General features: G+C 31.2%; 14 protein-coding genes and 1 tRNA gene. 13 read left to right on the top strand and 2 right to left on the bottom strand.

What is annotated here, in order from left to right; all coding sequences use genetic code 11:
* The first annotated feature begins 7 nt into the window (after nucleotides 1-7).
* The 10 genes from EG814_RS10680 to EG814_RS10635 all read left to right on the top strand — a co-directional run bounded on the left by EG814_RS10680 (nucleotide 8) and on the right by EG814_RS10635 (nucleotide 13,711).
* Nucleotides 8-919: a PorP/SprF family type IX secretion system membrane protein gene (locus EG814_RS10680; protein ID WP_125721688.1), complete on the top strand. Its 912-nt coding sequence runs from the start codon at nucleotides 8-10 to the stop codon at nucleotides 917-919.
* A gap of 8 nt (nucleotides 920-927) precedes the next feature.
* Complete coding sequence (locus tag EG814_RS10675; RefSeq protein WP_317133046.1) at nucleotides 928-2,853, top strand: OmpA family protein; 1,926 nt, start codon at nucleotides 928-930, stop codon at nucleotides 2,851-2,853.
* 25 nt (nucleotides 2,854-2,878) lie between these two features.
* Entirely contained in the window at nucleotides 2,879-3,310 is a 432-nt protein-coding gene (locus tag EG814_RS10670) for an isochorismatase family protein (protein ID WP_125721684.1), read from the top strand.
* 918 nt (nucleotides 3,311-4,228) lie between these two features.
* Nucleotides 4,229-7,495: a DEAD/DEAH box helicase gene (locus EG814_RS10665; RefSeq protein ID WP_125721682.1), complete on the top strand. Its 3,267-nt coding sequence runs from the start codon at nucleotides 4,229-4,231 to the stop codon at nucleotides 7,493-7,495.
* Nucleotides 7,496-7,583: 88 nt separating this feature from the next.
* On the top strand, nucleotides 7,584-9,956 hold the full coding sequence (locus tag EG814_RS10660; protein ID WP_125721680.1) for an ATP-binding protein: 2,373 nt from the start codon (nucleotides 7,584-7,586) through the stop codon (nucleotides 9,954-9,956).
* A gap of 1 nt (nucleotide 9,957) precedes the next feature.
* Complete coding sequence (locus tag EG814_RS10655; protein ID WP_125721678.1) at nucleotides 9,958-10,959, top strand: HNH endonuclease; 1,002 nt, start codon at nucleotides 9,958-9,960, stop codon at nucleotides 10,957-10,959.
* Between the two features lie 404 nt (nucleotides 10,960-11,363).
* Nucleotides 11,364-11,651, top strand: a complete 288-nt coding sequence (locus tag EG814_RS10650) for a DUF6922 domain-containing protein (RefSeq protein WP_125721675.1) — start codon at nucleotides 11,364-11,366, stop codon at nucleotides 11,649-11,651.
* A 21-nt stretch (nucleotides 11,652-11,672) separates the two neighbouring features.
* A complete protein-coding gene (locus EG814_RS10645) occupies nucleotides 11,673-12,440 on the top strand; it encodes a nucleotidyl transferase AbiEii/AbiGii toxin family protein (RefSeq protein ID WP_125721673.1) in 768 nt (255 codons plus the stop codon).
* Between the two features lie 517 nt (nucleotides 12,441-12,957).
* On the top strand, nucleotides 12,958-13,386 hold the full coding sequence (locus EG814_RS10640) for a hypothetical protein (protein WP_125721671.1): 429 nt from the start codon (nucleotides 12,958-12,960) through the stop codon (nucleotides 13,384-13,386).
* A 43-nt stretch (nucleotides 13,387-13,429) separates the two neighbouring features.
* Nucleotides 13,430-13,711: a helix-turn-helix domain-containing protein gene (locus EG814_RS10635; protein ID WP_235830954.1), complete on the top strand. Its 282-nt coding sequence runs from the start codon at nucleotides 13,430-13,432 to the stop codon at nucleotides 13,709-13,711.
* 174 nt (nucleotides 13,712-13,885) lie between these two features.
* Here EG814_RS10635 and EG814_RS10630 read toward each other — a convergent pair.
* Nucleotides 13,886-13,973, bottom strand: a tRNA-Ser gene (locus EG814_RS10630).
* An 851-nt stretch (nucleotides 13,974-14,824) separates the two neighbouring features.
* On the opposite strand from EG814_RS10630, the gene EG814_RS10625 reads away from it, so the two are divergent.
* From EG814_RS10625 to EG814_RS10620, 3 genes are all read left to right on the top strand, one after another.
* Entirely contained in the window at nucleotides 14,825-16,114 is a 1,290-nt protein-coding gene (locus EG814_RS10625; RefSeq protein ID WP_125721669.1) for a hypothetical protein, read from the top strand.
* 1,094 nt (nucleotides 16,115-17,208) lie between these two features.
* A complete protein-coding gene (locus EG814_RS21020) occupies nucleotides 17,209-17,349 on the top strand; it encodes a hypothetical protein (protein ID WP_164515310.1) in 141 nt (46 codons plus the stop codon).
* The gene (locus EG814_RS10620) at nucleotides 17,350-17,829 is read left to right on the top strand and encodes a hypothetical protein (RefSeq protein WP_125721667.1); all 480 of its coding nucleotides are present in this window, start codon (nucleotides 17,350-17,352) and stop codon (nucleotides 17,827-17,829) included.
* Nucleotides 17,830-18,908: 1,079 nt separating this feature from the next.
* Here the strand turns inward: EG814_RS10620 and EG814_RS10615 are convergent.
* A complete protein-coding gene (locus EG814_RS10615; RefSeq protein WP_125721665.1) occupies nucleotides 18,909-20,126 on the bottom strand; it encodes a site-specific integrase in 1,218 nt (405 codons plus the stop codon).
* Nucleotides 20,127-20,177: the final 51 nt, after the last annotated feature.

Below are 20,177 nucleotides of genomic sequence, written 5' to 3'. Positions count from 1 at the left end.
TAACAAAATGAAGAAGTTAACTTTTGTTTTAGTTTTTTTTTGTTCTGCTGCTGGTTTCGCACAACAGGATGCGCAGTTTACACAATACATGTACAATACAATAAACATTAATCCTGCTTATGCAGGCTCAAGAGGGGTCCTGAGTATTTTTGGGTTGTATCGTACACAATGGGTAGGCTTGGAGGGCGCGCCTGAAACCAGCAGTTTTTCAATAAACACGCCGATAAGTCATAATATGGGGCTAGGAGTTTCTTTGGTAAATGATAAAATTGGTCCCACAAATGAAAACAATCTGTCAGCAGATTTTTCGTATTCGATTCCAACATCGGCTACAGCCAAACTTTCATTTGGAATAAAAGGGTCGGCCAATTTATTCAACTTAGATCCTTCAAAATTGAGACCAGAAAATCAGGGAGATCCTAAATTTCAGGATTTTAAAAACAAATTTTCACCCAATATTGGAGCTGGAATCTACTGGCATAGCGATAAAGCGTATGTAGGTTTATCGGTACCCAATTTTATTCAGACAAACCGTTATGATGATAACGAAACGGCGATTTACAAAGATCTAATTAACTATTATTTAATTGCTGGTTATGTCTTCAATTTAGATCGTTATGAGAGAATAAAATTCAAACCTGCACTCTTAATCAAAATGATTGAGGGTTCACCACTACAAGTAGATGTCTCCGCAAATTTTATGTTTAATGAAAAGTTTGTACTTGGAGCGGCTTATAGATGGAGTGCTTCTTTTAGTGCCATCGCAGGTTTTCAAATCACCGACGGTTTGTATTTGGGGTACGCATACGACAGAGAAACCACCAAACTTGCTAATTATAATTCAGGATCGCATGAGATTTTTCTGCGTTTTGAATTCTTAGATAAGTATAGCCGAATCAATTCACCAAGATTTTTCTAATTATGAAAATGAAAAAAATACTTTACACCGCTTTTTTTATCGTTTTATGTTTGAATGCAATAGCGCAAAAAAAAGCTCTGAACCAAGCCGAGAAAGAATACAATAATTACGCCTATGTAAATGCCATTTCAATTTTTGAAAAAGTGGCAGAAAGTGGCTATCAAGACGAAAAGTTATTTCAAAAATTAGGAAACGCCTACTATTTTAATGCCGAATTAAGCAAGGCCTTAAAATGGTATGATGCCTTATTTGCATTAAACAAAGAACAAGAGCCAGAATATTATTATAGATATTCACAAGCTTTGAAATCTATCGCTGATTATAGTAAGTCGGATGAAATGCTGGAAATTTTTAATGAAAAGAATCAGAAAAATCAGAAAGGAATAACGGTTATAAATCATAAAAATTATCTCGAACAGATTAGACGCAATTCAGGCAGATTTGAGATTTTAGACGCTGGAATAAATTCGAACGAATCTGATTATGGAAGTGCTATTTTGAATACCAAACTAGTATTTGCTTCTGCTCGCGACACAGGTTTGGTAACAAAAAAAATATTTAAATGGACCAATAGATCTTTCACAGATTTATACACAGCAGAAATAAAACCAGATGGAAGTTTAGGAAATCCTGTGAAATTTGATAAAAACATCAATTCCAAGTTCAACGAATCTACTCCGGTTTTTACCAAAGACGGAAAAACAATGTATTTTACGAGAAACAATTTTTTGGCTGGAACAAAAGGAAAAAACAGTGATAAAATTACCTTACTAAAACTCTACAAAGCCGAATTTGAAGACGGAAAGTGGACGAATAGTGTAGAGCTTCCTTTTAACAGCGATCAGTACAATACGGCTCATCCGTCATTAAGTGCAGATGAAAAGACATTGTATTTTGCATCTGACATGCCGGGAGGATACGGACAATCTGATTTGTACTGCGCAGTAATAAATAGCGATGGGACTTTTGGAAAACCAGAAAATCTTGGACCAGCTGTTAATACGCCTGGACGAGAAAATTTTCCTTCTACAGCACAAAATGAATTTTATTTTTCTAGTGACGGACATTTTGGGCTAGGAGGATTGGATGTTTTTACGGCAAAAATTAAAGAAGGTAAAATTGATCAGGTGCAAAATATTGGTGAACCTGTAAATACCCAGTATGATGATTTTGCGTATATAATTGACAGCACGACAAGAAAAGGCTTTTTCTCCTCTAATCGTGAAGGCGGAAAAGGAACAGACGATATTTATCAATTTACAGAAACCAGTAAATTAGAATGTGACAGAGAATTATCTGGAATTATTGTCGATGCCGAAACAAATGAGATTTTAGCAGGTGTAAAAGTGATTTTACTTGATAATAAATTTCAGCAGGTTGCCGAATTAATTTCTGGCTCAGACGGTAGTTATAGTTTTCAGTTAAATTGCTACGAAATGTATCATATTCGAGCTGTCAAAGAGGATTATGAAACTAGCGAAACGGCAGTTTCTGTTCATCCTTCAGATACTAAACCAGAACGTATTGTAAAACTTGAAAAACAAATTAAAAAAATTGAGATAGGAACAGATTTGGCAAAAACACTAAATATTCCAACAATTTATTTCCAATTGGATCAATTTAGTATTCAGAAGGAAGCGGCTTTCGAGCTAGAAAAAATTCTAGCAGTAATGCAGCAATATCCTGAAATGAAAATCGATGTGCGTTCTCATACAGACAGCAGACAAAGCAAAAAATACAACATGATCCTATCTGAAAAAAGAGCTAAAGCAACAATGGAATGGTTTATTAAAAAAGGAATTGCAGCTTCTAGATTATCTGGAAAAGGATATGGTGAAAGTCAGCTTCTAAATAAATGTTCGGATAATATAAAATGCACAGAAGAAGAACATAAAGTAAATAGACGAAGTGAGTTTGTAATTCTTTCATTTTAAAATTGATTATATATAGTAAACCAAAATGGAAATCAAACATAGTAAAGAAACTGCATTATTGCTGCTCGAAATTCAGAATGATTATTTTTTTAAAGGAAAGATGGAACTTCACGATTCTTATGACTCGGCTTTTAATGCTAAGAAAGCGCTGGATTTTTTTAGAAAAAAAAGAAAAAAAATTATTCATGTACAGCATGTTGCTTTAAACAATAATGCGTCTCATTTTATAAAAGGAAGTTACGGGGCTGAAATATTTGAAGATGTTGCACCAAAACCTGGAGAAAAAATAATTGTAAAAAATAACCATAATGCATTTAATGAAACTACCCTGCTTGAATATTTGACGGACAATGAAATTAATCACTTAATTATTGCCGGTATGATGTCAAACATGAATGTAGACGCAACTGTATGTACCGCTAAAGATTTAGGCTTTAAAATTGAATTGATTGAATAATCTCAATAACAAATATTAAAAATGCGTATAAAAGACAAAACCCTGCAAATCGTTTGATCTGCAGGGTTTTTTGTGAATTTTAGCCTTTTTATAAACTTTTAAAAGTCTTATTAAGCTTTCTGCGGAGAAAGAGGCTCCGCCACGTGTATCGTAAGCCCAAGCAAACACTGGGTGTCATGTTGTGTCAAAAAAAGAAGGGCACTAATAGGGCACTCTTGAAATTCTTGGGTTTATTAACCTCTGTAAATGTAGGAAAAAAAATCGAGAAAAAGACGGAGAATTTCAAGAAAATGGGATGTGATTTTTAGAGTTTGAAAACAAAATTGTAATGTAGTTTTAAATATTCGTCAAACTACAAAATGCATATAAATAAAAATACGTTTTAGATGTATATTTCTTTGATGATTATTGTAAAAGTTAATTCTTTTAAATACTTACTATTATAGTGTGAAGAAAATAAAAACAATTTTTATGAAATACAAATACTACAATTCCATATTATTGAATGTATTTCGTCGGATATCCTCTGCTTTCATCTATAATTTACAATTGTCATAATATTCCGCACAAAATCTTTCAGGTATTTTATTATATTTGATTTTTGTACAATAACTGAATAAATAAAAAAGACAAGAAATATGCAATGGCGCTTGAAGAATATGCTAAAACTGCTGAAGGTCGAGTCAAATATTCATTGGAAAGAATAGATACATTAATTATATCATTATCAAGCGGGGGTTTATATTTTTGATTTAAAAAGTGTAAAAAAGTTAACAACTAATCAAAAAATAGAATCTTGATAGTGAACAAAAGAGATTTAAAAGCCAAAATCTAAATCAACTACAAATTTTGTTGTTGAGATTAGCGGTTGGGAGGAAGTGATTATTTAGAAAAACGAATGAACAACATAAACCACATATGACTAAAATTTTACTTCCTGAATTAAGATTATCATACTTTGATAAAGTTGGTGTAAAAAATACTGTTGAACAAATTATTTTAGAGAAGGCTTATGTAGAATATTTTTTTCAGAATAGTTATCGAGGTTATGTTATTGTACTAGTTGATGGAACACCTATTTGTATTACATCTAATAAAGATTTTGAATCACCTCATTATGAATTTATTATACTTTCAAATAAAAAGCCAACAGACCAGGACTTTGAAAGTGAAGGCGAAGTCATATTGAAAAGATGGTTGAAACACCCTTTGAAAAAAGAATACTCTAATGTTGAAATATTAAACTCATGGACAAGAAACTTCAATTTTCTAGAGGAAGATAAAGAAGCTAATATAAATGGTCTACGTGAACCTCAGATTGCAGCACTTTATTCAATTTTAAGTCATTTAAAAGTTTCTGACGAAATAGGAACCATTGTGATGCCAACTGGAACAGGAAAAACTGAAACAATGTTGTCTACTTTGATTGCAGGTAAATTAAATAAAATAGTTATAACTGTTCCCTCAGATGCATTAAGAACTCAGATTTCTAACAAATTTTTAAAACTGGGGTTATTAAAACAATTTGGAATTCTTAACCAAAGTGTTATTAATCCTAAAGTTGGAATTATCTATCAAAGTTTTAAAAACAATGAAGATTTACTTGAATTTATAGAAAAGTCAAATGTTATTGTAACAACGATGAATATTTTGTCAAATTTTCAACCTAGTGTATTAGCTACTCTAAATTCTTATGTCTCACATGTGTTAATAGATGAAGCACATCATGTCGAAGCAAATTCATGGAAGCGTGTTAGAAGAGCTTTTGACAATAAGAAAATTTTACAGTTTACTGCAACTCCTTTCCGTAATGATCAGAAGCGAATAGAAGGGAAAGTAATTTTTAATTTTAGTTTGAAAAAGGCTCAAGAACAAGGTTATTTTAAGGCAATCAATTTTTTACCTATAAGAGAGTACGATCTAGATAAAGGTCACAAATTAATTGCACAAAAGGCAGTCGAAAAGCTTCGGGAAGATCTTGCAAATGGTTATAATCATATTTTAATGGCTAGATGTGTAAAAAAAACAAAAGCCGCAGAAATTTTTAAATATTACGAAGAGTTCGAAGATTTAAAGCCTGTATTGATCCATTCAGAAGTTTCAGGTAAGAATGAAATTTTGCAAAATATAATAAATGGTGAACATAAAATCATAGTTGCAGTCAATATGTTGGGAGAAGGTTTTGATTTACCCCAACTAAAAATTGCAGCGTTTCATGATATTAGAAAAAGTTTGCCAATCACTTTACAATTTGCGGGAAGATTCACAAGAACTTCAATAGATAATGAATTAGGGAATGCAACTTTTATTGCAAATTTAGCAGATTCTGAAGCAGAGAATGAATTGAGCGAACTATACGCCCAAGATTCAGATTGGAATTTACTATTATCAAGACTAAGTTCTGACCAGATTGATGAACAAATAGATTTTGATGAGTTTATAAATGGTTTTCAACATTTGGACAATTCTAAAATACCTTTTCAAAATATTAAGTTTGCCCTAAGTACTGTCGTTTACAAAAATTTAAATCCAGATAATTCTTTTAATCTATTAGATTTTAAAAAAGGAATTAAGGGGTACGATGAATTAGAATATAAGTTTGATGATTTTAATCCAGTTGAAAATACAATTGTTATTATTACTGCGTCGAAATCTGAAGTTGAATGGGTAAATTATAAAGAAGTTTTTGGTTTAGATTGGAAACTTACAGTACTATATTACAATGAAGAAAGTAATCTTCTTTTCATTCATAGTTCTGACAAATCTAGCTTATATTATGATCTTGCAAAAGCTGTTTTAGGAGATAGGTCTGAATTGATTAATAAATTATTAGTTTACCGTAGCTTCTATGATGTAAATCGTGTATCATTACAAAATGTAGGATTAAAGGAGTTTTTAAATAGGAAAATAAGGTTTACAATGCGTGTAGGAACTGATATTCAAGATGCACTTTCTTTAGCTGAACAACAAAGAGGCGAAAAAGCATTTGTATTTGGCTCAGGTTTTCAAGATGGCGATAAAATTACACTTGGATGTTCTTACAAAGGGAGAATTTGGAGTTATATGAAAGGAGATCTCAAATCTTTCATTAATTGGTGTAATAATTTAGGGAAAAAGCTAATTGACGAGAGCATTGATCCAAATCAAGTTTTACGTGAAACCTTGATTCCAGAGATTATCACTGAAATTCCAAAATTAAATCCAACCTATATTGATTGGGATGATAACTTCTATAATTTCCCTGAATCAAAAATAGAAATAACAATCAATGGGATTTTTAACGCTTCTTATTGCTCTATTGAAGTAATTAATGATAACAATCAAGGGATTATTGATTTTCAAGTTGTTTCCCCTAATGGCTCTGCAAAATTCAGAAAGGAATTGTTTGTAGATAGCAATGTTGATGGTAATAATTATCCAAACTTCAGAATTGTTAAGTTAGATACTGCTCAAAGCGAAGTAAAAATTGCATCAAAAACTTTTACCCTTCTTGAGTATTTCAATCAATATCCTCCAATTATATGGTTCGCAGATGGATCAGCTCTTCAAGGAAATGAATATATTGAACTGAAGCAACTTATTCAACCATATCCAACGGAAAGGATGATTGATTGGAGTTGGAATGGAGTAGATTTAAGTAAGGAGGCACAAGGAATTCATCCTTTAAAAACAGATTCAATTCAATATAGAGTTATACAAGATCTTATAGCTAAAGATTTTGATATTGTTTATGATGATGACTACTCGGGAGAAATAGCAGATGTAATAACTATAAAGGAAAATGAAAATGAAATTAATGTACAGTTTTACCATTTAAAATTTGCAAAAAATGGTCTAGTCAATACTAGGGTTGATAATTTTTATGAAGTATGTGGTCAGGCTCAAAAATCAATTCATTGGAAGCACAAGAGTGGTTTTGAATTCTTTCAACATCTATTAAGAAGGGAAGTTAAAGTTAGAAATGGACATCAACGAAGTAGAATTGAAAAGGGAACTAAGGTTGATCTAGAAAGGTTTCTTGCTATTGCAAAGAATAAAAAACCAATGAGTTTTGAGGTATTCATCGTTCAGCCAAGTTTATCCAAACAAAATACTTCAGAATCTATTATGACTTTGCTGGGAGTAACCGCGAATTATTTAAAAGAAGTAGCAGATATTGATTTAAAAGTAATTGTAAATGAATAAAATTATTCAACTTCAATTGTTCTCTCGGTTGGCAGGCAGTTGTGGAGAGAGTGAGTTTGAATATAAATAAAACTAGAAAACTTAAATTATGAGTAATTCAGAAAACTACAATGAATTTAAATTATTAGCCATTCGGCCGCTAAAAGGCACTGTACCAGAATTATTAAAGGGCCTGAAAGAGAATTATATTTATCCTTTTTATAGTGAATATAAATATATAAATAGGGATGGAAAAGAAATATTAGATACCAAAGAATACCATGAAATAGAGAGTATAAAATATACCCACACTGTGCCATCAAATTTGTATGGTGAAAATATTAGTATTTCTGCAATAGTCGGTCAAAATGGAAGTGGAAAAAGTTCACTGCTTGAAATTTTTTATTATTTCTTATTTGAATATTCAAGAACTGAAGGATTATTAGGAAGTGGTTCAGATGTAGTAAAAATAGATTCGAAAGAATTTCATTTCGAATTATATTATTTATTAAATGACGAGATTCACTGCATTGAGTGGGATAACATAAATAACTTCATAAAAACACGTTATAAATATAATGCTGAAAATCAAACTTTCGAAAGAGATTCTGACACAGAGTCATTTAATAAAGGTAATGATTTTCAAATGCCTATCTATAATATTGTTACTAATTATTCAATATATGGCTTAAATAGTAATTCGGACGAAGATAGATGGCTGGATAAGCTTTTTATAAAAAATGATGGTTATCAAACTCCAATTGTATTAAATCCATATAGAGAGGATGGTAATATAAATGTTAATAGAGAGTTTGAATTAGCCAATTCTAGATTATTAAAAGTGTTTCTTTCTACATCTATAGAATCAAAAGATTTCAACACATCTCACCTGATAAACGATATTTCTGTAAATAAGCTCCTTTTTAAATTAGATATAGATAAAAATCTCAAACTACGTATTGATGATAAAAATGAAAAGATAGAAAATGTTGTAACTAATTTTGAGTCAATCAATAATTGCAGTATGAGGGATTTTTATGAAGCTCTATTTAACAAGTTTAATAAACAGAATAAATTTAAAAAACTGACTTATTTATATAATAAGTTAGACTTACTGACAGAAAATACATTAGTCAATACTTGTATGGACTTAAGCAATTTATACATTTTCAAGAAAATAGTAAAGATTGTCTATAGTTACAAAAAATATACGGTATTTAAACCTATCTTTAAAATCCAAAATATTGGAGATTTGGAATCTAATTCCAATTTAAAAACTACATTCAGTGGTCAGTATTATAAATACTTTTTGACCGATTCAAAAAACGTAAATCAAATTGAAACTATAGAACACTCTAAAGTAAACTTTGATCTTGATTTTGACAAATTGCATATTATAGAAAAGTCTCTTTTGAATTATTATTCGTTTTACTATGATACAACCTTTATAAATAGTGTATATAGTAGATATAAGAAAAAAAATGCTGAAAAAGAATCTATTTATGATTCAATGAATAATTTTCTAAAGGACTTCAATGAATTTTTAAATAGCAAAGAAATTAGAGCTGAATATATTATTATACTACTCACTAAATTAAGCTCAGATAAGAGTCATATTACTTTAAAACTTAGACAAGTTTTAAATATGCAAGAATCTAATTTTTTCAATAATCTAAATGTAAAAGATAAAAAAAACCTATCAATAGCAGATGACAAAAACATTATTTATTATACTGTTAATGATAATTATTTATCAAAAGATAATAATCTTGAAATTGAAGAAATACCGAACGCTTTCTTAGAACCTATCTTCATGTTTAATAAAAAAGAGATAAAAGAGCCTTTTGAATTAAAATATTTAAGTTCTGGTGAGCAACAATTGTTACACTCAACAATTTCTATCTCGTACCATATAGATAATTTACTTTCGATCATAGAAAATGAGGAAGAGGGAAAAGAAAAAGAAAATAGTGACAAAAATGTTCTAAGAACATATAAGAAAATCAACATTATATTAGATGAAATAGAGTTGTATTACCATCCAGAGTATCAAAGAAATTATATTAATAATTTAATTATTTTACTAAGTCAAAAAAAATATGAAATACTTAGGTTTAATGTAATTTTCTCCACCCATTCCCCTTTTATTTTATCAGATATTCCATCTCAAAATATTTTAAAATTGAAAGATGGTAAGCCTAAGCCTAATGATGGTATTAATTCTTTTGCAGCAAATATATATGATTTGCTAAAAGATGAGTTCTTTTTGAAAAAAGGAGCTATTGGCGCGTATGCTTCAAAAAAAATAGCCAATATTTTAGAAAACGATGTTATACAACAAGAAGATATCAATATTGTTAATTTAATTGGTGACCCATTTCTAAAAGGAGTCATCAACAAGCAAATTGAAAATAAAGTTTCTACTGAGATATTAAATAAAGAGATTATGAGATTGCAAGAAATTTTAACCAACCGCTCTTAAAATGATACAAATCAAGGAATATAATTTAGGCAGTATAGAATGGGAGTTGGATGAAGATATTAAAGATATAGACAATCAGATAAAGTCAGATTTAAAAAAAATTTCTAGAATAAAAACAATTGAATCTTTTTTCAAAGATTTAGAACCAATAATTAGTATTGAAGATAATTCTTCATTTATAAAAGCTCCAAGAAATAAGATTAAACAACTGATACTGATAGATACATCTATTATTATCAATGATTTAAGATCCTTTAATGCAAAATTCAAATTATTAGCTCCATACTTGAAGAAAAAGGGAAAGTATAAGAAATGTACTTTAAATGACATATTAGAATTTATTTTTGGTTATCATTCAGAAAATAGAACTCAAACTTTAAAAAAAGTTTTGCGTAAAATAGATCTTCAAAATTGTGTATATTGTCTAGCTCAGTATACCACTTCTTATGGTCTTGATAAGCAAAAAATCTATGTAAAAGGTAATTTAGATCATATTTATCCTAAAAGTTTAAATGCTTTGGTTAGTTTAAGTATTAATAATTTAGTGCCCGTTTGTGGACATTGTAATCAAAGAAAATTAAACGCTACTCTAGCAAATTTTAATTTTAATCCATTCGATTCCAGTATAATTCCAATTTTTAAATTTGAAGATGTTTTAGAAATCAATAAAGGACAAGTTAATTTTAAAAATTTGACTGATTTGAAAATTGAAAATGTTAATTCTACATTAGAAAGTAGATTAGAATTGACATCATTATATAAAGAATACAAATCTCCAATTGAAAATCTATTAGAAAGATATAAAAAATTCAATTCTTCTTCTTACGAAGCACATATTCAAAAATTACTAGGTAAGGGGATATCTGCTGATTTAGAATATTTTATTTCCGAAACACCTTATACAGAAGAAAATCTGCAAAATATACCTTTACATAAATTTAAGAATGACTTCTATAAAGAGTTAGAGGGCTATAAAAAAAGTGGCAAAATAAAATTTTCTTGATATGAAATAAACTTGTTATTGCAGTTATCAAAATTGAAGTTGTTTATAGGATTAAGAACGTAAATATTATTTTAGAACGTTATATAGAATTAGCTCATTTTTAATGTTTTCAGACTATTTTCTTTTTAGTTTCTCCACCGCCGAGTTCCGAGGCATTAGGTGGCCAGATCGTTTGTTTAACAAACGGACATCTGGCCGATTGCAGGAACGTTGCAATCTTTATGTAGCATTAAAATTATAAATTGATCAAAGCGCTGTTTATGCAGTTCGTATCCCGTTCAATATATGGACGGGATAGCTTTTTTAACGATGTTTTAACTGTTCGAAGAATTCAATTTTTAGAACTTTAACTTGTTAATAATGAAAGTAATAATATAGACGGTAATAAGTTGTATCTTTGTAAAATGATTCATAAAGTTAATATAGCCGACATTTTTCCAAAATACTTGTTTTGGGACATGGATTATAGCAAGCTTGATATTGTAAAAGATAAAGCGATTATAATTCCAAGGGCGCTTTATGCCACTACATCTGATACATTTGAGTCAGATATTAAACTTCTGGAAAGTCTTTATTCTACTTCCGATATTATTAAATATTTAAAACAGACAACTGAAAACATAAGCAATAATGTATGCTTAAAAGTTGCTGAAAGATATAATATCGAATCTTTCAAAAGATTTGCTTTGTAGAATTAAAAAACAAATTTTATTATGAATGCTGTATCTCCAGAAATACTAAAAACTATTTTAGAATTACAGAATCTACCTGCTCTCTCAGAATTTGCTTTGGGAGGTGGGACAAATCTTGCTCTGCAGTATAATCACAGAATCTCTGACGACATAGATCTATTCTGTCCTGAAATTATTGGAAGAGATGGGTTTAAAAAAATTGAGGATGAGGTAGCTGACTACTTTGGAGATAAGGCAATGAGATTTGACAGGCCTTGCAATATCGATGACCAGTTTATCTTTTTACGTTTTTTTATTGCTGTCTCAAGAGGTCTTACCCTAAAGGTGGAACTGCTTCAGAACATGAAGAATGTATCTCCAATTGAAGTGAACCAAGGAGTGCGTCTGCTGTCTAAATTAGATATAGGACTGTTTAAATTAGTAAGTGCCGCCAATAGGGCAACTAAAAAGGACATCTATGATCTTGATTTTATAACCAATGATATTCCTTTAGTTGATCTCTACCAGGAATTGGAAGATAAAACTTCGAAATTTAATGCCGAGAAGGACAGGACTATTTTTGATCTGGACGAGCAGCTTTCTCCTATTGATAATCCTGACCTTTTCTTGAAATTCGATGATGTGCAGGTTTCTACGAGGATGCCTTCCCATTCACACGATAACATACATATCGTAGAAGGCAGCAAGCAGTGGGCATCTTCTAAAATCGACTGGCGCAGAAAAGTTAGAAGTCTATATTCTCATTTGGGAATGCGTTTTCCAAGTCCGAAAGGAATGAGAATAAGATAAATTCCAAAAGAAAAAAGAAAAAAAGAAAGCAGTCTGTGATTGGTAAGCCAGACAGGTTGAAGTGCTATAAGTCCCGAAGGGTTGCATGGCGAAGAATGAGCCGTGCAATTATGCGCACTTCTCTGGCTGCGTCCAATAGCTTTGCCGGCTTTTTTTATTGTATTCTTTCTCAAGATTCTCCTAAACTAAAATGATGCCTGGTGTGAATTTATATTAAGGAGAAAAGTTAACACAATTAGAATTTGGCCATAAATAAATTAGGTGTACGATTAGGTACAGCGTAAACTATAATTGCACCAAGACTAATCAAAGTATTAATTTGAATAATGTCAAAAACAATAAAAGTGTAAAAAGCATGAATCAAAATCTTTTCTGATTTTGAGTTTGTGCAACAGCTTTTTTTAATCTTCACCGGCTATATTGCAGGTTTTTAAGTATTTATTCAATTTTTAAAGAACAGGGGAGTACTAATGCGCAGCAGCAAAATTTGCATTAAAAGAAATAAAAGGAATTAAGAATGAAAAGAGCCAAAACATATGAGATTATGGACAGTTTTTTTAAACTTGATTCCAGATTAAAAAATATAGAAAATTTGGTGCTCGTAAATGAATCTGAGAATGCCAATAGTAGAGTTTTATCTTGTTCTGATAAATGCAGCACCTCTTATTCTAAAATCGAGCTTGCAAATCTTCTCTATATTTTGATGGATGAAGGAATTTTATATTTTGATTCAAATGATGCGAAAAACAACCGTGCCAATTTCCAGAAATTTATAAGTGAAAATTTTACTTATAATGATAATGAAGGCGGACAGAAAGTAATAAGCACGATAAGCAGGCAGTTTTCAGAATGCAAAGGCTACACTTATAAGATCAAGCAGATTAAATTTCTAGATGATTTTATTGCAGTGATGCAGGAGCGCAGAAAACGGCTGGAAAAGTGGTAGAGAGGATAGTAGAAAAGATTAATAATATTTAAAAGACTCAATGATGATGAAGAAAGAAAAGAGGCAGTCTTATGTGATGGAAGTAAAGGAGCTGATAGAGCCTGTGGTAGCGAAACTGGAAGCAATTGATTCAAAAATAAGCCAGGGGAAAACCCTGCGGCCTGAATATTACAGAAATGAAGATTTAAAAAAGATGTTCGGGCTTTCCAATAATACGATCATTAAATACAGGCAGACCGGAATTCTGTCCTATACTAGACTCGGGGATATATATCTGTATGACAGCGGCAAGATCGATAAGATGCTCAGAAGCAACGAATCATAATTCAGCATTTTATTAGTTACCCTGACCTTTTAAAAAAACAGCTCAAACAGAGTGGGTGACTAAAAAAATACTGCTTTTTAAAGCAGGGTTCAATACCATTCCAAATAAAAAAGCCTTTAAACATCAGTGTTTAAAGGCTTTTTATTTTTAAAAAGTCACTTTTTGGACTTTATCTGGCGGAGGAAGAGGGATTCGAACCCCCGGACCTGTTACAGTCAACAGTTTTCAAGACTGCCGCATTCGACCGCTCTGCCATTCCTCCAGTAAGACGCAATCATTTTCTCATTGCGGGTGCAAAGATAATATGTTTTTTTGATTGTGAAAATTTTTTTGATGCTATTTGGAAAGAAAATTATATCAGCATTATGAGTAAATGAGATTCTCAGTAAAATTTTAAAAGCTTTGGCTGCTAGAAAAACGTTTTGGAGTTTATGGGATTACAATCTAACACCTAATTCCTATATTAATGTTTATAGATATCATCTTGAACATTGGTATTCATTCAATAATTAATTTCTGTTAATAATGATGAGTATTAGTCTGCTAAAAAGTACCTCTAACATCCTTATCAAAATTAAACAGGGAATAACTAATTGTAATCAAAAACTAACTCTTAAATTAAATTCTAATCGAAAATAATTTCAGGTAATTATACGTGTTGTTTTCACATTTAACTTTTTTAATTTTACCAGTGACCGCTATTCTCCATTGTAGTTTTCATCTTTAAAAAATATCTAGATTATATTTAAAAAACGGTCCCGCTAAATTTATAAATAAAGTTATCGTATTAAATTATTTAGTTCAATAATCTTATTGCTCTATTGTCTATAATGATTATGCATACTATTTACGTCAGCATTTATAAACAGACGTAAGCGGAAGAACACATATAATTCTTATGTGTTATTATTTCATTGTTAGTAATGAGATTTCAGTATGTGACTTGATACATGCAGCATAGACTTAAATAATTCTTTGTTAAATATTAAAATAATACATGTTATTTTCCATTTAGTATTTTCTGCCCCAAATACAGGATATGACATGTGATATACAGGATTAAATTATAATTCTATTAAATATTTTATGTTCAACCAATTAAATTAAAAAGTTATGAAAAGTAAATTACTCATTTTTGTATTACTAATGTCTTCAGCAACATTTTTCGGACAGCAGTTAAAAGCTGAATTCGAAAAGAAAATTGACACAGTTCAATCGGACAATAAGAAGGAAATTTTAGTTACTTTTAATGTTAAGGTGCCTAAACAGCCAGCGTTTGAAGGAGCAAAGGTTACTTGGTCGGTAGATCCTACAGATGTTTCAATTAGCGAAACTGAGATATTTTTTCCTTTAAAAAGGGAAATTATAGTATTTAAAGATAAAGATCTTGACGTACCTTTTAGCATAAAGTTTCAGCGAAAAAACACTCGTGACCGCATTATTAAAATAAAATTGACTGCTAAAAAAGAAAACACGGAGATTCCTATCGATCCTGCTCTTACAAGTGAATACATAATATTTGTTAAACCTTTCTCTGAAGATCCCGCATTAACAAAAAAGAAAGGATATGAACTTTGGCTATATACCGGAACTAACCTTGATTTAATAGACGGTATAAAAGCAGAAGATCTTTATTTTAAGGCCAATTATTTGGCTAATATAAAAACAAAGGGCAACAAAAGCACCCGCAGCTGGATTAATATTGATTTCGGTCGTAATAGGTATTTTAATGACATTGATTCTCTAAGTGGAATGAGTTTCAGTCAAAGATTACCTATTGTGAATCCTGACAGTATTCGTCAGGTAGTAGGTGAATACAAAACGGTGAAAAAAGTAGAAACAAACAATACATTTGTTGATATTTATTATTTATGGAACGCTACGGATTTTTCATCAGAAACTTCCAAACTTTTCGTTACTGGCGGTTTTTCACTGAATTCCCAGAGCATTAAAACCACCTATAAGAATTCGGTAACTGTGTCTGACACGATTACTTATCCCGCAGGAACTATTATACCTTCTAGATTTGGGCCAATGTATCGAAATACTAATTTCAGACAAAATAATAAGGCTATAGGATTTGGATTCGTCTATATTTTGGATGAAGAGAAAATTAATGTAAAGACCTCTTTAGTCGTGGGATTGAATAATTTTATTTATCCCAATTATATAGTGTACAATGGAGATGCTGTAGTCCGAGAACGTTATACAAGTGATCCTACTGCTTTCCTCCGTTTCCGCTTTGAGGGAACAGTGCTTAATCCAGGAATTTCTCTCGGTTTTGAAACTTTTCTAAGGGGTGGATCGGATCCGCTCTATAATGTAACACTTACAAAAACTATCGATTTTGAGCAACTCGCAACCTTATTTGGTACTCTGCCTACGGCCACTGTGTCCAAATAAAAAGGTCTTATTTGTATCTTTTTTATAATTAAGCATTTAAGTTTAATTATAAAATGCAATTGCTTGTGTAATTATAAAATCGATTGTAGGAAATTGGATAAAATAGTCAATTTTTAAAACTAAGAGATATGTAGATGGAAACTTTGCCAAGTTATACCGAAACGTAAAATAGTGCGCTTCTAGATATCCTTTAAGAAAGTTGATAAATGAGCGCCTGCTTATCTGTCGATAAATAGGCGCTATAATGAGGGGTTAAACTAGACTTTAAGGGATGCCGAGACCAATAGAAGTTTCATGATGACTAATTATTAATCAGGATTATGATTAGTCTGGAAGTTACGCTGGAGAAATATTCTATTGCGAAGCTTCAGACTCCGCAACGTAAGGATCATACACAAAGTATTTTTCGTATCAGTAGAACAGCTAACTAACATTTAGTTTGTAATAATAACAAACGTTCTAATTACTTTGAGTATTATGTCTTCTAATTTTGAAGAGGGATAGACCAAATACCTTTTCTAAGCTAAATTCCGAAAACCTTGATTTTATTAAGTTTTTATTTTTGTAAAAGTAATGTGCCACCATTCTGTCGCGAAAATTAAAATGTGAAGCATCAGTAAAATACGTCTTAGTTTTTTTTGTTAGAAAAGGTATGAAGTCTAAATATCATGCGTCACGATTCTGCCACAAAACTTTGAAGTAATAGTTTTTAGAGTATTTTCTCTTGTCATATAGAACAATATTATCCAGACCTTGTTTTTGGGCTCTTGCTCAATCTACTAAAAGGTCGCCTATAGGTGCGCTCAGATAAAGATGTAAATAGTGGCCAAAATCATGGCTCCGAATCTTGCATTTTAATATTTTTCGTTATTTTGCCACGGAATTTTTAGTGGATAAAACAAAAGGCATCCAACAGGATCGATAGCTTAGAATGTGGGGATATACCTTCTAAAGATTGGTATGATATTTGCTTTCAGTAATATACGGATAAAGATATGAAAATTATATTATTGTCAAAAGTGCGATTTTGACAATTAATTTTCTACATTTGTGCGTAATTAAATGATTAAAAGTTTAATCTAATATTTTTAAAAATGAAAACCCAAGACGTATTAATTATCGACAAACCTTCTAAAGGACTGCTAGATTTGGTGCGCAAACTGCAGCAGGAGAAAGAGGCTGAAGAAAAGGAGATGAAAAAAAACTGGAACAAATTTTTCCCTAAAAAGAAATAAATGTCCGGAAAAGAGTACTGCCATCCTTATATTACAAGTACCGGAACTGAATATATCATTAAGTTTAAGGAAACGCCGAATATTTTTCCGGGCGCCGAGAACCTGTCAGTCCCTTTAATCGAAGTTATTATTTTTACCGCTGAAAGCATAGAAGTGATTCAGACTTCCACCACGCTTTTGGAGTTGGTTGCCATGATCAGGGCTAAGGCGGATCTGCTTGATGCGGTTTATTACAGCGTGTGCAGTGATAAAATGATCCTCAGATCGGAAAAAAGAATGGCCATGAGTCATCAAGAGTACAGAAGCCACCTATTCAAGTCTATGTTTCTAAAGGCTAATGCAGATAAGAAGTACATAAATAGAGAGATTATAATCTCTGATCCAAAAGCAGGCAACCAGTATATTCATCTTATGACTGGGACTCAAAATCTTTCTGCAATGGATATTATAAGCGAGGAATTAAAAAAATACGATAAGTAGCAGTTTTTCTAGTGTGTGGCTCCGTATTTGAAAATATATCAAAAAGAAGGATAAGCAGGAAATGCCTATCCTTTTTTTTTTTTTTTTTGAAGAAAGCAGAATCCGTATGTTCCAATGTATTGATAATATACTGGATATGAAATTAGGGCCTAAAATAAGGAGGGATCTTTCGTTTTTTTTAATAAACAATTTTATATTCCAAAAGTTACTTGTTTGAAGAAGTCAGGGATTACTTTAATGAAATAAAACCTGGCTACAATTTGGATGAAAGCTACAAACCGCAGATGATATTTTAAGATGTTTTATTTTCGAATATTTCGTATTGCTTTCCTTGTAAGCAAGTATAAGCACTTAGTGATATTCTTTAGGGTAAACTCTTAAACTATGATCTATAAGTGAAAATACAATTTTGAAAGCAATTTACAACTACTCTTATTACCTGAACTTCAATATTAGTGTTGGGAATTAAGAAGTGAAAATTTCTGAAGAACAAAAAATATGTAAAACTACAACTTTGATATTTTCTGTGATTATGAATGTTATATATAGTTTCTAACCTGAGTTTGTTAAGTACTATCTTCGCTAGAATTTGAATTTTTGAAAATGTATGATATCACGATATTGTTACAAAATTGAAACTGATGAAAATCAGTAAAATTACGTATCTTATTTGGTAATTTTATTTGTTTTTTTAATTGCGTCCGCAGTGCGGACGCAATTAGAAATGTTTAGAAAGAATAGATTTATTCAATTTATAGATCGCTGTTAAATGTAGAAATTATCGTTTTCGAGCTGAAACCTATATCCTTCAACCTGCAAATAAAAAATCTCTGCTTAGCTGAAATCTCTCAACACTGTTGAGAGATTTGGATGATCTTTATTCATAAAAAAATAAAAGGAATATAACTTTTTTGTCCATGTCAATTGTGTCCGCAGTGTGGACACAATTGACATGTTTTGTAGGGAGCTTTTAAGTTAATTATACGTCCAACAAATAGTCCTTTGATTTTTGTTTTAAACTTGATCAAAGTTTTAAAAGAGGTTTCAAATTCAGGAGCCCTCCCGATAAAAAAAAAACATCACCTAAACTTAGATTTTAGTTTCTCCATATCTTCCATAATGTTTACATCAAGAACTTTTGCATAATGCTGTGTCTGCTTTGTATTGGTATGCCCCATCATTGCAGATACATTTTCCAGTCTTACTCCGTTTCCTAAGGTTACGGTTGTTGCAAATGTATGTCTTGCAACATACCATGTAAGATGTTTGTCTATGCTGCAGGCATCAGCTATTTCTTTAAGATAAGCATTCATTTTCTGGTTAGAAATTTTAGGAATGAGTCCCTTCTGCTGGTTTTTATATTTAGAAATAATTTTCTCGACTGTGGGCAGTACTGGAACATTAGCTCTAATCGCAGTTTTTGCTCTGCTGGTCATAATCCATAAGTTTCCATTTGAATCTTCGGATAAGTTTCTCTCGGTCAGATCCATGGCATCGACAGGAGCATATCCTGTATAGCAGCTGAAAAGAAATATATCTTTGACCTTTTCCAGTGTTGAAAATATCTTATTCTCGATCGTATTCAGTTCCAGCTGGGTTAGGAAAACAGCATCTTTTACGCTTAGCCTTCCGTCATAAACGTTGAATGGGTTTTTTATGATCAAATCCATTTTAATAGCATAATTGCAGGCAGTTTTATACATTTTCATATATTTTACCACCGAATTGTTTTTGATGCCTGTCTGGTCTTTAAAACCGCTCTCGTATTTAAGGAATTGTTCGAGTTTGAAGACAAACGAACTTGATATTTCAGATGCTGATATATCTTCCTTTTTGTAGGTACTGGTAATGAAGTTCAAAAGTAAACCCTTCGCTCTTTTATACTTCTGCAGTGAAGCCGCTGCGCGTTCTCCAGAATTGACTCTTTTGGTGAAGAATTCATTGTATGTATCCATAACCTGAATTATGGAAGGACCTTGAGGCTGGTCCATTTTGACTTTTCCTGTAAGTTCAGCTTTTAATAGTTGAAGGTTGACCTCTGGATCAATTCTGAAGAGTTCAGTAAATTTTTTGGCTGCATTAAGCTGGAAAAGATCAAGCAGGTTTTTGATTACTATTTCCTTTTCAATTTTAAGCTGGTTTCTAAGGTTATTTGTGCTTGCCCATCTTTCTTTTGAAATGGCTTGTCCGGTTGACATCGAAATTTGTTTGTCATTGTAGCTCAAACGGGCATAGATTGGAGATTCGCCGTTCTTGTTTACTCTGTCGGATTTCTGGTAAAAAATTACTTTTAACATGTTATCTAGTTTTAAAATTAATAATCAAATTGAATTAAAAATTTTAAGAGA

This window comes from Flavobacterium ustbae (assembly GCF_003946915.1).
Classification (GTDB): domain Bacteria; phylum Bacteroidota; class Bacteroidia; order Flavobacteriales; family Flavobacteriaceae; genus Flavobacterium; species Flavobacterium ustbae.
The sequence above is the reverse complement of the archived record's forward strand: the minus strand, read 5'-3'. Positions and strand labels throughout refer to the sequence as shown.